At 73.8% G+C, this 15,262-nt stretch carries 14 protein-coding genes and 1 pseudogene; 9 read left to right on the top strand and 6 right to left on the bottom strand.

The features are described from left to right. A pseudogene (locus ACRWND_RS28440) lies at positions 1–301 on the bottom strand (IS4 family transposase); the annotation flags it as partial. Positions 302–913: 612 nt separating this feature from the next. Here ACRWND_RS28440 and ACRWND_RS28435 point away from each other — a divergent pair. The 3 genes from ACRWND_RS28435 to ACRWND_RS28425 all read left to right on the top strand — a co-directional run bounded on the left by ACRWND_RS28435 (position 914) and on the right by ACRWND_RS28425 (position 2,750). Beyond that, positions 914–1,384, top strand: coding sequence for a hemerythrin domain-containing protein (locus tag ACRWND_RS28435; protein ID WP_431954423.1), 471 nt, complete (start codon positions 914–916; stop codon positions 1,382–1,384). Between the two features lie 158 nt (positions 1,385–1,542). Continuing rightward, positions 1,543–2,133: a flavodoxin family protein gene (locus ACRWND_RS28430; RefSeq protein ID WP_431954421.1), complete on the top strand. Its 591-nt coding sequence runs from the start codon at positions 1,543–1,545 to the stop codon at positions 2,131–2,133. A 143-nt stretch (positions 2,134–2,276) separates the two neighbouring features. Further along, positions 2,277–2,750 (top strand): carboxymuconolactone decarboxylase family protein, encoded by a 474-nt coding sequence (locus tag ACRWND_RS28425; protein ID WP_431954419.1) that lies wholly within the window; start codon positions 2,277–2,279, stop codon positions 2,748–2,750. A 195-nt stretch (positions 2,751–2,945) separates the two neighbouring features. Here ACRWND_RS28425 and ACRWND_RS28420 read toward each other — a convergent pair whose 3' ends face one another. The 3 genes from ACRWND_RS28420 to ACRWND_RS28410 all read right to left on the bottom strand — a co-directional run bounded on the left by ACRWND_RS28420 (position 2,946) and on the right by ACRWND_RS28410 (position 6,983). Further along, the gene (locus ACRWND_RS28420; RefSeq protein ID WP_431954417.1) at positions 2,946–4,208 is read right to left on the bottom strand and encodes a vWA domain-containing protein; all 1,263 of its coding nucleotides are present in this window, start codon (positions 4,206–4,208) and stop codon (positions 2,946–2,948) included. Continuing rightward, on the bottom strand, positions 4,205–5,461 hold the full coding sequence (locus ACRWND_RS28415) for an AAA family ATPase (protein ID WP_431954415.1): 1,257 nt from the start codon (positions 5,459–5,461) through the stop codon (positions 4,205–4,207). Before ACRWND_RS28415 ends, ACRWND_RS28420 begins: the two co-directional genes overlap by 4 nt. 94 nt (positions 5,462–5,555) lie before the next feature. Beyond that, positions 5,556–6,983 carry a hypothetical protein gene (locus tag ACRWND_RS28410; protein ID WP_431954413.1) on the bottom strand — a complete coding sequence of 476 codons (1,428 nt, stop codon included), beginning with the start codon at positions 6,981–6,983 and terminating at the stop codon, positions 5,556–5,558. A 54-nt stretch (positions 6,984–7,037) separates the two neighbouring features. Here ACRWND_RS28410 and ACRWND_RS28405 point away from each other — a divergent pair, with 54 nt between their 5' ends. After that, positions 7,038–7,946, top strand: a complete 909-nt coding sequence (locus ACRWND_RS28405; RefSeq protein ID WP_431954425.1) for an NADPH-dependent F420 reductase — start codon at positions 7,038–7,040, stop codon at positions 7,944–7,946. Between the two features lie 509 nt (positions 7,947–8,455). Then, positions 8,456–10,762, top strand: a complete 2,307-nt coding sequence (locus tag ACRWND_RS28400) for an esterase-like activity of phytase family protein (RefSeq protein ID WP_431954411.1) — start codon at positions 8,456–8,458, stop codon at positions 10,760–10,762. Between the two features lie 97 nt (positions 10,763–10,859). On the opposite strand, the gene ACRWND_RS28395 is transcribed toward ACRWND_RS28400, so the two are convergent. Continuing rightward, on the bottom strand, positions 10,860–11,618 hold the full coding sequence (locus ACRWND_RS28395; RefSeq protein WP_431954409.1) for a class I SAM-dependent methyltransferase: 759 nt from the start codon (positions 11,616–11,618) through the stop codon (positions 10,860–10,862). A 249-nt stretch (positions 11,619–11,867) separates the two neighbouring features. Here ACRWND_RS28395 and ACRWND_RS28390 point away from each other — a divergent pair, with 249 nt between their 5' ends. Continuing rightward, on the top strand, positions 11,868–12,212 hold the full coding sequence (locus ACRWND_RS28390; protein ID WP_431954407.1) for a hypothetical protein: 345 nt from the start codon (positions 11,868–11,870) through the stop codon (positions 12,210–12,212). A gap of 80 nt (positions 12,213–12,292) precedes the next feature. On the opposite strand, the gene ACRWND_RS28385 is transcribed toward ACRWND_RS28390, so the two are convergent. Further along, positions 12,293–12,772: a MarR family winged helix-turn-helix transcriptional regulator gene (locus tag ACRWND_RS28385; RefSeq protein ID WP_431954405.1), complete on the bottom strand. Its 480-nt coding sequence runs from the start codon at positions 12,770–12,772 to the stop codon at positions 12,293–12,295. Positions 12,773–13,079: 307 nt separating this feature from the next. On the opposite strand from ACRWND_RS28385, the gene ACRWND_RS28380 reads away from it, so the two are divergent. From ACRWND_RS28380 to ACRWND_RS28370, 3 genes are all read left to right on the top strand, one after another. Then, positions 13,080–13,439 carry a hypothetical protein gene (locus ACRWND_RS28380; protein WP_431954403.1) on the top strand — a complete coding sequence of 120 codons (360 nt, stop codon included), beginning with the start codon at positions 13,080–13,082 and terminating at the stop codon, positions 13,437–13,439. 199 nt (positions 13,440–13,638) lie between these two features. After that, positions 13,639–13,854: a hypothetical protein gene (locus ACRWND_RS28375; protein ID WP_431954401.1), complete on the top strand. Its 216-nt coding sequence runs from the start codon at positions 13,639–13,641 to the stop codon at positions 13,852–13,854. 708 nt (positions 13,855–14,562) lie between these two features. Next, complete coding sequence (locus ACRWND_RS28370; RefSeq protein WP_431954399.1) at positions 14,563–15,216, top strand: FMN-dependent NADH-azoreductase; 654 nt, start codon at positions 14,563–14,565, stop codon at positions 15,214–15,216. Positions 15,217–15,262: the final 46 nt, after the last annotated feature.

The following is a 15,262-nucleotide window of genomic DNA, read 5'->3' as shown; positions in this document are numbered from 1 at the left end:
TCTCCACCGGGGTCATCAGCTCCAGCACCGCGTAGCCGCCGCGGCTTTGCGGTCCGAAGCGGTCCACGTTCCGTTCGCTGTCGGGGCGCTTGATCGAGCTGCAGCCGTGGAAGAAGACCGTCCGGAACGGCCCGAACCGCACGCCGGGAGTGGTCGGCCGCGCCAGCGGGCCGGCGAGGACCTCGAACAAGCGATGGACAGGCGCCGAACCAACCCTGCGACGCAGGTCGCGCAGAGCCTTCGTGGACGGCCACGCAATTTCCAGCCCGGCGCCCGCCAGTGCGCGGTCAGCTTCTGCCATACCAGCCGGTATCCGACCTCCGGAAACAGACACATCGCGGGCAGAGTAGACCCCGACCCGCGTGGGCAGGTCGCGTACCGGCGCTGCACGCACCGGGTCGCTCCGGCAGGGGTGGCGGGACCGCGGCGGCGGTGGATGCGTTTTAGGTGAGCGCGGTAGGCCGCGACACCCTCAACCGTGCCGCGCTTGCCCACGTCGACGAGCTCGCCACTTTGGAGGCGATGCCCGAGACTGTCATCGCCCGGGTCCGCAGCGGGCTGAGCGCCCGCCTCGTTCAGGACACCGACAGTCGACGCGCATGGCCGCAGTATCGCGGCGCCCCCCTCCACCCGAGCCGTCCGGCGGCCTCCCGCGTGTCGGGCGCGCCCGTACCCCTGTCGCCCCGACCGGGCGGGGGAAGCCCGTGGGGGCGGCACGGCTCTCGCAGCCCGCCAAGGCACTCACCAGGCGTCGCGCCGGTCGTTTCCGGCACGCGGGACGGAGCAGTACCGGCGGGGCGCCGGGCACTGTATCGTTCGGCCAACGTCGCGTGCCGGTGGCAGACCGTGTCAGGCATGGAGGCGCCGGATCGAAGGAGGCCGACGATGCACGCGTCGTACCCTTCGCTCTCGCGTGACTGAGCGCGAGACGACCAGGCTCGTCGCCTGGAGCCAGGAACTCCGTCGGGTGCACCACCGACTGCGCGAAGCGCTGTCCGTGACGCGCGCGGCCCTTGCCGACGGCACGCCCGGTGAGGCCGCCACGCGGGAACTGCTGCTGTACTGCCACGGCTTCTGCGCGGCTCTCGACGCCCACCACCAGGGGGAGGACCGCACCCTGTTCCCTGCGCTGGCGGCTTCGCACCCTCGCTTGCGCCCGGTGCTGCGCTCGCTCCAGCAGGATCACTCGATGATCGGGCACCTGCTCGGCGGGCTCCAGGCCGCGGTCGCCGGTGCCGCACCCCCCGAGGAGCTTGCCCGCCACCTCGAGGGCATCGCCGCGATCATGGAGAACCACTTCCGCTACGAGGAGCGGCAACTGCTCACGGTGCTGGAGACCCTCGAACTGGCAGCCGGACCCGGTGAGGTGCTGGGCCCGCTGTGATGGCCGTCGCCGGGGCGGTCCCCTGTCCGTTCGGGACCGCCGGGCGACGTGCTCCTGGTCACAGACGGGCCGGCGGGTGTCATAGCGGCGGGTGCCGCCCGGTCGAGGTCGTGAGGGCCCTTCGTAGGCCCGTATGACCACCGCAGGAGGGACACTCCATGACCACACCCGTCGTCGCGATCGCCTACCACTCCGGCTACGGCCACACGACCGTTCTCGCCGAGGCCGTGCGGGACGGCGCCGTGGAAGCCGGCGCCGTCGTCCACCTGGTGAAGGTCGACGAGATCACCGAGGAGCAGTGGGGACTGCTCGACGCCGCCGACGCGATCGTCTTCGGCTCGCCGACCTACATGGGCACGGCGTCAGGTGCCTTCCACCAGTTCGCGGAGACCACCTCCAAGCGCTGGTCCGTCCACTCCTGGAAGAACAAGCTGGCCGCCGGGTTCAGCAACTCCGGCGCCAAGAGCGGCGACAAGCTCCACACGCTGCAGTACTTCGCCATCCTCGCCGCACAGCACGGCATGACCTGGGTCAGCCTCGGCCTGCACCCGGGCTGGAACAGCACCGCCTCATCCGAGGACGACCTCAACCGCCTCGGCATTTACCTCGGCGCGGGCGCCCAGACGCACACCGACGTCGGCGCGGACGAGGTCCACAAGGCGGACATCGCGACCGCTGAGCACCTCGGCCGGCGGGTCGCCGAGCAGGCACGCGTCTACGCCGCGGGACGCGCGGTCGTAGGCGGCTGACCGCCGGTTCCCCGACGCCTGACCCAGCCCCGCCCCGTCGCCTTCGCCGGCTGTCACAGCTCGCCGGGCAGCCCGGTCACTTCTTGCGAACCGCACGCACAGACAGCACCCGCAGACAGCACTCACAGACAGAGGAGCTCACCATGGAAGCGCGCGTGAACTACTTCGGCCACGCCCTCGCCGGCAAGGTCATGAGGCACCTGAACTCGGCGAGCAAGGTACTGGCGGAGTCCACGCTGCCGGTCCTGACCCAGGAGCTGGTCAAGATCCGCGCCAGCCAGATCAACGGCTGCGGTTTCTGCACCGACATGCACACCAAGGAGGCCGCCGCGGCCGGTGAGACCTCGGTGCGTCTGAACCTGATCGCCGCCTGGCGCGAGGCCACCGTCTTCGACGAGGCCGAGCGTGCGGCCCTGGAGCTGGCGGAGGAGGCCACCCGGATCGCCGACGCCTCCGGTGGCGTCCCGGACGCGGTCTGGGAGAACGCCGCCAAGCACTACGACGAGGACCAGCTGGTCGCGCTGATCTCGCTCATCGCCGTGATCAACGCGTACAACCGGATCAATGTGATCAACCAGCAGCCGGCCGGCGGCTACCAGCTCGGCATGTTCGGCTGATCCACGGTCGCCGCCTCCGGCCCGGCCGTTCCGTCCGCCTCCGTCCCCGTGCCCGGCCACGGGGACGGGGACGGCGTGGCGCACCGCGGCCGTCCCCACCGGCGCCGTTCCGCTCACGGCGCCCACCGGCGCCGTTCCGTCTGCCCCCGCACGTCAGCGGGCGGCGTCCGCGGCATACTCTCCCCGAGCCCGGTGTCACCCCGCCGCCGCGCCGGACGATCCGATGACGACCACCCGTGCCCACGCGGGCGGCGTGTCCGGCACATGGTCGGGGCCGTCCTCGCGCCATGAGCCGCCCCGGCCCTCGCGCGGAAAGAGGCCCACGACGGTGCGGCAGGCCGGACGCGACCGCGGCCAGGGCGTCTGGCCGTCGGTCAGCACCACCACGACGTCCGGCCTGGGCCAAAGGCGCAGGGCGCGCGCGAAACCGCTGCGCAGGTCGGTGCCGCCGCCGCCCACCAGCGGGATGCCCTCGGCGCCGCACAGGGGGTGGGCGATCCGTGCCGCGGCGTCGCAGGACACGACGGTGACCATGTCACGGCGACCGCCCACGGCGCGGGCGATGGCAGCGACTTCGAGGAGCGCGCTGCCCAGCTCGGTGTCACTGACCGAAGCCGACGTGTCGATGACGACGCAGACGCGGGGAGGTCTGCGCCGCAGGCTCGGCAGGACGGCGCCGGGCACCCCGGCCGACCGGCGCGAGGGCCGGCCGTAGCTGTAGTCCTCGCCCGCGCCGGAAGCGGAGGCCGCCGAGCGGACCGCCGCCCCCAGCAGTTCCCGCCACGGCTGCGGCGGGTGGAACGCCTCGTCGGCCCACCTCCGCCAGCTCTTCGGCGCGTGCCCCGGACGGCCGTTGATGCCCTGCGCCACACGGAAGCGGATAGCGTCGCGTTCCTGCTCGCTCAGGCCGTGGCCGCCCTCCGGGCCGAGATCCCACTCCCGCGCCAGGCCGTCCGCGCCGCTGCCGCAGTCCAGCCAGACGAAGTCACGGGTGAGCGGTCCGATGCCGAACCGTCCGGCATACTCCTCCATGAGCAGGCCTCCGGGCAGCCCCAGGGAACTCGGGAGGACCGCTCCGGCGGGAGTCTCCAGCCCCTCGCCGAATGCGTCGTCGTTGATCTCGCAGTCCGCGGCGATGTTCATCCGCAGCCGTTCCGCCGGACCCTCCGTCCCCCGCTCCTGTGCGAGGCGGTCCCCGCGACCGTGGTGGTCGCGGAGCAGATGGGACACCTCGTGCACCCACACCCCCGCCAGTTCCCCGAGCGGCGTGCGGTCCACGAACCCGGGCGAGACGTAGCACCGCCAGTACGCGTCGACGGCCATCGTCGGCACGTGCCGTGACTCCACGACGTGCAGCGCGAACAGTGCCGTCGCCAGATACGGACGGACCCGGGCGGCGTGCAGCCGGGCGGCGAAGAGCTTCTCACGGTCCAGCGCCGACGGCGCCCGCTCGCTCACCGGCCGGCCTTCGCCGCGACGGTCCCGGATCGGCCCGCCGCGCGGTCGGCACGCCGGGACAGCGTGACGACTCCGGCCAGGCGATCGATGACGGCGGGGACGTCCCAGTCCTCGCGGCGCAGCGAGGCGAGCGTGGTCGCGGGAACGACGACCAGGTCGGGGGCCCCGCTCTCCAGGGCCCGGACGAGCAGGGCCCACGCCGCGTCCCAGCGGGACTTGTCCGGGCGGTTGCGGACGGCGGCGACCACACCGTCCAGTACGGCCTGCCGCAGGTCCCCGCGCTCGGGAAGCACGGCGCCTGCCGGGTCGGCGAGCAGTTCCTCGGGGTCGGGAAGGTCCATCCGGTCCATGCTCGCCAGCAGTTCCAGGCCCGGCCCGTCCCCCACGGTGCCCCGGACGAGCAGCGAGAGCGCCTCCCGGGAGGCACCGGCCGCGGTGGCGAAGGCGATCAGAGACAGCGTCATCTCCCAGCTGCGCGGGGACGGCCAGGCGCCGCCGCGGCGGGTCTCGTCGGTGGGGATGCGGTGGACGAGCCCCGGGCGGGCGGCGAGCAGCCCGCACACCGCGCGCCGGGCGAAGTCCACGGCCCCGGGCAGCTTGCCGGGGTCGAGTCGCGGCAGCGTCGCCCGCGGCCAGGTCCCGCCCAGTCCGCGGACCACCACGTCGTGGTCGTGGGTCCACTGGAGGTGGACGAACCGGTTCGCCAGCGGCGCGCTCAGTTCCCAGCCGTCGGCCGCCGAGGAGCGGGGGTTCGCGGCGGCCACGATGCGGACCCCGGGCGGCAGCCGAAGGGCGCCGATTCGCCGTTCCAGCACCAGCCGGAGCAGCGCCGCCTGAACAGCGGGCGGGGCGGTGGACAGTTCGTCGAGGAAGAGCAGCCCCCGGCCGGCCCGCACCAGCCGGACCGCCCAGTCCGGCGGAGCCATGGGGACGCCCTGCTCGGCGGGGTCGTCCCCGACGACCGGCAGTCCCGAGAAGTCGGACGGCTCGTGGACGCTGGCGATCACCGTGGTCAGTGGGAGGTCCAGCGCGGTGGCGAGCTGGGTGAGGGCCGCGGTCTTGCCGATCCCCGGCTCTCCCCACAGCAGCACCGGCAGATCGGCCGCGACAGCGAGGGTGAGGGCCTCCAGCCTGGTGTCCGGGCGCGGCTCGGTGGCGCTTCGCCGCAGCAGGGTCAACAGAGCTTGGGCGACCTCGAGTTGAGGGACGTCCTTCCGGTCGGAGGGCAGGGTGGACGGAGCGTGCGTGGACATGGGTGATCACCTCGGGGGTTCGTGAAGCGGAGGATGTGCGGGGGCGGGCGGGTGCGGGGACGCGCGGGTGCGGGGACGCGGCGCGACAGCCGGGTCAGCGGGCGGTGCGCTGCCGCGGGTGCGGCCTGCCGGGGCGGGAACGGGCGCGGAGCCCCGGGACGGGGTCGCGCGGCGGCACCCGTCCGGGAGCGGGTCCGGCGAGACCCGCCCTGAACAGGCCGTAGGCCACGCGCCGTCGGGCGGCCGCCTCCAGTTCGTCCCGCAGTGGCCCGTCGCGCAGCACCGCGCCGGGACCGAGCAGCCCCTCGACGACGGCCAGCGCCCCGGCGACGTCGCCGTGGTCCAGCCGTGCCCGTACATCGGCGAGCGATTCCGGACGGCGGTGCGCACGGTCGACGGCCCGCAGGCAGGGCAGCGGGACACCGGTCAGCGCGAGCAGCAGTTCCTCGCGGCGCATCTCGTCAGGGTCGTGGTCCAGCGCGGTCAGCACACCGTCGACCAGGCCGATCCGGTGCAGTGCGCCCCGGCACTCCACTGGGCGCGGCCGCCCCTCGAGCCCCTCCCTCCCCTCGGGCCGGGAGGGGTGCGACGGTCGGTACCCGGGCGCGAGCGCGGCGGCGACCAGCGGGTGGAGCCGGTCGGCCCCGATCAGTCCGGCATCGAGCAGCTCGACGTCCGGCGGAACCCAGGTGGCGGCGTCCGGCAGTACGGGCAGCCGCCGCCCGCCCCCGCCGTCCGCGGGCGCATCCGTGATCCGCGCCCCGGACGCTCCCTCGCCGTCGGCCGCCACCCGCACGAGCAGCCGGTGGCGGGAGCTCAGGCGCACGGTGACGGCGCCGGTGGTCCGGCCTTCGGCCCGCAGCACCCTTCGCGCCTCGTCCTCCCACCGGTCGACCGCGCAGCGCTGGAGCGGCGGCATGGGCACGTACGGCCACGGGTCGTGGAGGGCCGGGGGTTCGGCGGGCCGGCGGCCGGCTCCGGCGCGGAACGGCAGGTCACCGGTCCTGCGGACGTCCCACAGATGGCGGTGCAGGTCGAGGCGGAACCTGCGGTGCGGGCGAGCGTGCGGATGGTGGAGGGCGCCCGCCGCGGGGCGCTCCGGGTCCCACAGCGCGAGGCTGAACCGCTGCCCGCCGTCCGCCCACGCGGGCGGTGTCCGGACGACGAGGTGCGCGTCGTCGGCGCCCTCAGAGCCCGGGGTTCCGTACCGGGCCAGGGAGATGGTCAAGCCCGGGCGCAGCAGACCGTCGGGGGCGATCCTCGGCATGTGCCACCGCAGCAGGTCGGGAGCGAGATGGCGCAGGTCGGCCCGGATACGGGCGGCGAGTTCCCGGCCGCGGGTACGGGCGAGGGAGCGCAGGTCGAGGTCGACGTCGATGCCGGCGGCGGCGCACGCCCCGGCCCAGTCACCGGTTCTGCGGCGGGCGGTCGCGGTCTCGACCATGGACGGCGGCACGGCGTACTCGCGCACGCTCAGCCAGAGGGAGAGGCGGGCGTCCTCGTTCGCGATCTGAGTGAGCATCAGCACTCACCTGGCGCGGAACGGACCCCCCATCGGAAAGGAGAGTGATTCGTCATCACGGGGAGCCTAGCCCTTCCCACGACGCCCTGTCAGGCCCTTTCCCGCGGCACGGCTGCCGACGGCACTCTCGCGGAGCCGCGGTGCGGGCGGCAGCCGAGCAGCCGGGCGGGCTCGCCCGGGGCGCGGGCCCCGGGCGGGGGACGGTCACCCGCCTTCCCCCCGTTTTGCCGTCTTTTTGCGGCCCGGCGGAATCAGACCCGCGGGGCCGGGGTTGCGCTCTACATGGCTACTCTCGGACTCATCGGCAGCGGACACATCGGCGGCACCGTGGCGAGGCTCGCGGTCGCCGCGGGCCTGGACGTGGTGCTCAGCAACTCGCGCGGACCGGAGACCCTCGGCGACCTGGTGGCCGAGCTGGGACCGCACGCCCGCGCGGCGACCCCGGCGGAGGCGGCCGCGGCAGGCGACTGGGTCGTGGTGACGATCCCGCTCAAGGCCTTCGCCCAGGTACCCGTGGCGCCGCTGGCCGGGAAGACGGTCATCGACACCGGAAACTACTATCCGCAGCGCGACGGCCGGATCGCGGCCCTCGAGGACGGGACCAGCACGGAGAGCGAGCTGCTCCAGGGCCATCTGCCGGACGCCCACGTGGTGAAGGGGTTCAACAACATCTTCTTCCGCCACCTCGCCGAGCTCGCCCGCCCGAAGGGCTCGCCCGACCGGACCGCACTGCCGATCGCCGGCGACGACGCCGCGGCCGTCGCCCACGCGGCGGAACTCCTCGACGTCCTCGGCTACGACGCGGTCGGCTACGGCACCCTCGCGGAGAGCTGGCGTTCCCAGCCGGGCACCCCCGTCTACGGTCTGCCGTACGCGGGCGGCCAGGGCGATTTCCCGAACGCCGCGTCGACGCCCGCTTCCGCCGAGGAGATCCGGAAGGCGCTCGCCGCCGCCACCCGCTGAAACGCTGGACGCGCCCGAAGCACCCGAAACACCCTGGAAGCGGGTGAAGCACCCCCACCCTCGCGGCCTCAGCCGACGGCGTCGGAGAATCTGTGAGCGACCCGCTGACCGGCGTCCTGGTCTGCTCGACCTGCGCGCCGCGAACTTCGCGCGGGTGGAGGTCGAGGAGCCAGGGCCATCGGCTTCTCAGGCAACCGGAACATCACGTTCGGCGCCGTGCTGCACGGCGGCTGCCGGATCGCGGTGGCCGGGGTCCGGGAGCCGGTGGCCCTGGAGGGGGGCGACTGCTACCTGATCGGCCGCGCCTACGAGCTGTCGGGCGGCTCCCCGGTCCCGGCCGCGCCGGGCGAGGAGGTCTTAGTTAGAGGTCGCGCGGATAGGCGGGGTGGAGGAAGGCGTTCCGGCAGCACCCTGAGAGGATCTTCGCCCGCTGTTCACCTGGGCGCCCACTGGTGCTGGTCCGATGGCGAGACGATCGCCTCTCCGACCGTCCGCGCAACGGAGAGACGATGCTCCCCAAGAGAACCCATGCCGCGCTCATGACCGCGGCTGTCGCCGCAGGCACGCTGGTGGCCGCGAGCCCGGCGCCGCCCGCTGCCCACCACCCGCAGACGGCGCCGGCGTTCCAGCGCACCGCGACCTTCCCCGTCTTCCAGAACCGCCCGGCCGGCGAGGACCCGGCCGCCGCGACCGTGGCCGAGATCTCGGCGGTCAGCGAGGACGGCCGCACCCTCGTCTACACCGACGCGCTGGCCCGCCGGATCGGCTTCCTCGACATCAGCGACCCGGGCGCCCCGCGCGGGCTGGGCACTCTGTCGCTGACCGAGCTCGGCGACGCCGAGGACGAGCCGACCTCCGTGGCCGTGGTCGGCCCGTACGTGCTGGTCGTGGTGAACACCAGCAGCGGCTACTCCACGCCCTCCGGCCGGCTCGACGTCATATCCCTGCGCGACCGCGAGCGGGTCACCAGCTTCGACCTGGGCGGCCAGCCGGACTCCATCACCGTCACCAAAGACAAGCGGTACGCCGCGATCGCCATCGAGAACGAGCGCGACGAGGAGGCGACCCCTCCCGGTGGTGAAGAGGGCGATCTGCCCCAGGCTCCGGCCGGCTTCGTCCAGATCGTCGATCTCAAGGGCGCCTCTCCGCGGCACTGGAGCACCCGGGCCGTGCCGCTGACCCGGCCCGACGGAAGCGCGCTGCCCGCGCTGACCGCCGCCGGGATCGTGGAGCCCACCGACCCGGAGCCGGAGTACGTCGCCGTCAACGGCCGCGACGAGCTCGCCGTGACGCTGCAGGAGAACAACGGCGTCGTCCTGATCGACCTGCCGACGGGCCGGATCACCAAGGCCTTCAGCGCCGGCACGGCCACCGTCAGCGGCATCGACACCGTCGATGACGGCGTCATCGACCAGACCGGCTCGATCACCGACGTGCGGCGCGAGCCCGACGCCGTCACCTGGATCGACGACCGCTACTTCGCAACCGCCAACGAAGGCGACTGGAAGGGCGGCACACGCGGCTGGACCGTCTTCGACAGCCGTACCGGCAAGGTCGCCTGGGACGCGGGCAACAGCTTCGAGCGCCTGGCCGTCCGCTACGGACTGCACGACGAGGACCGCGCGGGCAAGAAGGGCACCGAACCGGAGGGCGTGGTCGTCGCCACCTTCCACGGTGTGCGCTACGCCTTCGTCGGCTCCGAGCGGAGCAACTTCGTCGCCGTCTACGACGTCAGCCGCCCGACCGCCCCGGTCTTCCGCCAGATGCTGGCCACCACCAACGGCCCCGAGGGGCTGCTGCCGATCCCGTCGCGCGACCTGCTCGCGGTCTCCAGCGAGGTGGACGACGCCTCGACGGGCGTGCGGGCGTCGGTGAGCCTGTTCCGGCTGGGCCAGGGCGACCCGTCGTTCCCGAGCATCGTCTCGGCCCCGGACTCCACCGGTGCGCCGATCGGCTGGGGCGCGCTCGGCGCGCTGTCCGCCGTCCCCGGCAAGCCGCACGAGCTGTACACGGTCACCGACGCCGCGTACTCCGTCACCAAGATCATGACGATCGACACCTCGCGCAAGCCGGCGGTCATCACCCGGGCCCTCACCGTGAAGGACGCCGAGGGCAAGCCGGTCGGCTACGACGCCGAGGGCATCCACGCCCGTCCGCAGGGCGGCTTCTGGCTCGCCGTCGAGGGCGCGGCCGGCGACGGCAACGAGCTGGTCCGGCTGGACCGCGACGGAGTGACCCGGGAGATCGTCCCGCTCCCAGCGGACGTCGCCGCGGGCCTGGCGAAGCAGGGCTTCGAGGGGGTCACCGCCACCACCGATCGCCACGGCCGCGAGATCGTCTGGGCCACGCTGCAGCGGGAGGTCAAGGGCGACCCGGCCGGGGTCGTCCGGATCGGCCGCTACGACGTCCGGTCGGGCACCTGGAGCTGGTTCGGCTACCGGATCGGCACCACGGACACCCCGGGCGACTGGATCGGGCTGTCCGAGATCACGGCGGTCGGCGACAAGCTCGCCCTGATCGAGCGGGACAAGCTGAACGGCCCCGCCGCGAGGGTCAAACGCGTGTACACCGTCGACATGCCGCAGTCCGCCGCCCCGTCCGGTCCCCTCCAAGTGCTGCCCAAGAGGCTCGCGCACGACGTGCTGCCGGACCTGCGGGCGACGAACGGATGGACCCAGGAGAAGCTGGAGGGCCTCACCGTGGGCGGCGACGGGCGCGTCTACGCCGTGACCGACAACGACGCCCTGGCCGACGCCACCGGCGAGACGGTCTTCCTGGACCTCGGTTCCCGCCGTCAGGTCTTCGGGCAGCGCTGATCCGGCGCCCCACCCCGTACGGCCACCCGTCCGCCGGGAGCCGTACGGGGCGGCGGCGCGGCGCCCGCGTCGCGAGTGGCCCCTCGGTGACGCCTCGTCAGGACGGGGCCGTCGGCGCCCACGGCGGGCCGTCCGGCCGCCGCGCGAGGAAGACGAACTCCCTGCCGGGCCGGTCCGGGGCGTCCCGCACGTCGTCGAGGACGTAACCCTGCGCGGTCAACTCCGCCTCGATCTCCGCCCGCTCGTGGAACCGCAGGGTGGAGGTCGAGGTCAGCGGCTCCCCTTCCGCACCGATGAGATAGGTCCAGCGGAACGTCACCAGCGGCCCGCTGACGTCGAGCAGGTCCGCCCAGTACTCCACCGGACCGGTGCCCGGGACGTCCACGATCCGGTGCGACGCCTCGCGGTTCCAGCTCTCCCAGGCGCGCCGGGCCGGGTCCCGGGTCTCGAACACCAGCCGACCGCCGGGACGCAACGCGCCGAACGCCCGCCGCAGGGTCTCCCGCCACGCCTCCGGATCGGCGATCGCCTGGGCGACGTTGGCCGTCATCGTCACCAGGTCCACGCGCAGCGGCGGCAGCGCCGCGGCGTCACCCTGGATCCAGCGCACCCGTTCGCTCCCCGGCCGGGCTCTCGCGACGTCGAGGGCCGCCCGGGCCGGGTCGACGGCGGTGACCTCGACGCCGAGGCCGGCCAGCCGCAGCGCGAACACACCCGTCCCGCAGCCGATGTCCAGGACCCGGCGCGCGCCGAACTCCCGGACCAGGGCGGTGTACGCGTCGAGATCGTCGCGCCCGGGATCGAGAGCGTCGTAGAGCGCGGCCAGCCGCGGGTGCCGGAACTCCTCGTCTGCCATGCCGGGGACGCTACCCGCGGCGCTTTCACGCGCGCCTCTCCTTTCGCCGGCCCGCGCAGGTCCGCGCGACCGCCGACGCACCTCGCGGGCGCTTTTACCCGGATCGGCGATTCCCGTCAAGTCCCGAATTGCAGCGACGTGACGCCGGGCTCCGCCCCCGGCTTACTGGAGTCATCGGGTCAGCGCCTCCAGGGGCGGCCCACCACACACCACCCGAACCCCCATCAACGCTCGCAAAGGACAATGATCATGGCCCGCACCCTCGGTACCAAGCGCCTCGCCACCCTCGCCGCCGCGACCACCCTGGCCGCGGGAGGGGCGTTGATCCCCACCACCGCGTTCGCAGCCGACACGTCCTCCGAGTCGCACGCGGCCGCCGCGAAGGCCGGCCGAGGCGGCGGTCACGGCGGGGGCTGGGACCGCGGGGACCGGGACTGGGGGGACCGGGACCGGGGGCGCGGCGGCTGGAACCACAACGGCAACCGCCCCGACAGCAGTGGCAGCGGCAACGGCAGCATCATCATCGTGGTCGGCAACAACAACTCCACCAACGTCAACAACGGAACCATCAACAACGGCGTGATCCTGGACTGAGCACCCGCCGCGTCACTGCCGCCCTCGAACCACCAGCACCTCCGGCCACCGGAGGTGCTGTTCCCGTTCCCGGGCGGGGGTCACTGCTCGGAGCAGACCTGGTCGCCCGGCGAGGTGCGCACCCGCGCCAGGAGCCCGCGCAGGGTCGCGACATCCTGCGCCGACAGGTCGCCGAAGAGCCCGCGCTCGACCTCGTCCACCGCGGCACGGGCCTCGGCCAGGACGGCGCGTCCCCGGTCGGTGATGCCGACGATGTGCCGCCGCCGGTCGGCGGGGTCGCGCCGGCGCTCGACGAGCTGGGCGGACTCGAGGTCGTTGAGTATCGCGACCATGATGCTCGGATCCACCTCGAGCGCGGCGACAAGGCCCTGCTGCCCCATGGAGCCGCAACCGCCGAGCACCATCAGCGTGGCCCCCGCCCGCGGCGCCAGGCCGCAGGAGGCGAAGGCGTGCTGGACGCGGCTGTTGGCGATGGCGCCGTGCCGGGCCAGCAGGAAACCGAGCTGCTCCAGCGGGTCGGCGCCCGCAGCACCCTCAACCGTGTTCTCGTTCGCTGCCATGCCTTGATCGTAGCGCTGTCCCAACCATCACGGAAGACAGGTAATCCGTGACTTTCAACGATCTGACCTGCGGCAGGCAGCTTTCCCACCCTCGTTATTCCACTTCGCCCCATTCCTCGCGCGAGGCGATGGTCACACCTCACAAACGATTGACGCTCATCAATCATCTGCTAGGTTCCATTTCGACGGCGGCGCGCCGGACACCGAACCCCGGCTCCGCGCGATCGCCCCACCGACGGGAACCGGCACACCGGCCGAACCGTCCCGACGCCCCCCACCCCGGGGCACAGCACAAGGAGACACCGTCATGAACAAGTGGACCCGCGTCATCGCCACCTCCGCCGCCTCGGTGGCCCTCGCCGGCACCGCCCTGCTGGGCGCCACCGGATCCGCCTCCGCCGAACCCCGGCCCACCGGCCAGGACCGGCAGACCGCGACCGTCGGCAGCACGGCCTGGAACCAGGGGCCCGCCCGCCCCGGCACCAACGACTGGCGGTGGCACGACGAGATCACCCGCCACCACTACGACTACGGTCAGCACCGCGTGCAGTACTGGCGCGGCTACGACGGCAAGCTCTACCGCTTCGACGGCCACCGCCTGGCGCGTTGGAGCCACGGCCGCTGGGTGACCGTCTGGCGGTCCTACGGCCACGGGCCCGTCCGCTGAGCCCCGGTCCGGCTCCGGCACACCCCGCCCGGACCACGCCCCCCGGCGACCGGCGCCCCCGGACCGCCTGGGCAGGAAGCCGCGCCGGTGCCCGCCGCCCCGTCCACGTACGGCCCGGCACCGGCCGGCCCCGGCCCCACCCCGAGAACCCCACGCCCCGCCGCCCGCGGGCGCGAAGACCCGGAGAAGAACCATGCCCATGACCCTCCCGACGCCCAAACCCAACGGCCTGCTCGGCAGCGCCTTCGTGGCGATGCGCCGCCGGCAGACCCCGACCGCCGTCGCCCCGGGAACCGGACGGCATCGCGGCCGGCCCGCCACCGAACGTCTCACCTCTCTCGGCGCACCCGGCATGGGCGCCCACCGCCGTCCGCACGACACCACCACCCCGGACACCACGACCGCGCAGAACTGACGCACCGCCGAGCGGCGCCCACACGCACGTCCGCACCCACACCTGACGCACCGCCGAGCCGCGCCGATCTCCGCCCGGGCGCACCGCCGACCGGACGAGCCGACGCGCGTAGACGGTCGGCGTGCGCCCGCCTCGCGAGACCCCGCCCCGACCCTCCTCCCCGCCGGGAACCGCGCCATCGGCCCCGCCTCCGGCCGCGCCCCGCCTCGCGCTCCCGCGCCCCTCCCCGGAGCCCCGGGGGCCGGAAAACCTTCCGCACGCGCGCACGCGCCCGGCCGCCGAGCCGACCACCCCGGCCGGCGCCGCCCTCCCGCGCCCGGTCAGCAGACCCGTCGCGCGGCCCACACCCCACCGCGCTCGCCGGCACCGCCCTCGGTGCCGGCGTCGCCGTGTTCACGCACGCATGCGCCGAGCGGCCCACCACCGCCCCTCCCGGGCCTTCGCCCCTACCGCTCGCACGAGGCCACGCGGCGCGGGGCCCCACACCGCACAGCGCCTCCCGATGCCCCGCTCCCACCACCGCTCACTTACAAAAAGTTAGTGACTAATCCCTTCTTTGGCTCGCGGCGACCAGGTGTTCCACGGTGGATCCGCGGGACCCGCGCCCCTCGACCCCGGCGGCGCGGACCACCGAGCCCCCGGTGCCGTGACGCCGGGGAGCCGCCCCTCCAGAGGGCACCAACACATCTGACGCGACTGGAACTTCACATGGCTACGCTGCTGCACATCGACTCCTCCCTGCACCCGGGCTCCGACTCCCGCTCGCGCACCGTCGCGCTGACCTTCCGCGACGCGTGGCGGGAGCAGCACCCGGACGGCACCGTGCTCTACCGCGACCTCGCCGCGGACCCGCTGCCCCACCTCGACGTCCACGGCTTCTCCGCCGCCTTCGTCGACGACGCGTCCCGCACGCCCGAGCAGGAGGCGGCCCTGGCGAGCCGGCTGGCCCTGATCGAGGAACTGGAGCAGGCCGACGCCGTGCTCCTCGGGGCCCCGATGTACAACTTCACCATCCCCTCGACCCTCAAGAGCTGGATCGACCATGTGCTCATGGTCGGCCGCACGGCTGGCGACACCTCCACCGTCAAGGGCGTGCCGGTCACCGTCATCGCCAGCCGCGGCGGTTCGTACGCGCCGGGCACCCCGCGGGAGAACTCCGAGTACGTGCAGAACTACCTGCGGTCCATCCTCGGGGAGTACATGGGCCTGGATCTGGACTTCATCGTCCCCGAGCTGACCGCGGCGGCGTCCAACCCGGCCATGGCCGACCTCGTCCCGCTGGCCGAGGCCTCGTGGGCCCGGGCGCTGGAGGACGCGGCCGCCAAGGGCAAGGAGGTCGCTCGGCGCGTCGGGGCCGCCTGACGCACGGCCGTGGTCCTCCCCCCCGCGGGGACCGGCTCCCCCGTCC

The sequence above is a fragment of the Actinacidiphila sp. bgisy167 genome, from assembly GCF_965342175.1.
Taxonomy (GTDB): Bacteria; Actinomycetota; Actinomycetes; order Streptomycetales; family Streptomycetaceae; genus Actinacidiphila.
The sequence above is the reverse complement of the archived record's forward strand: the minus strand, read 5'-3'. Positions and strand labels throughout refer to the sequence as shown.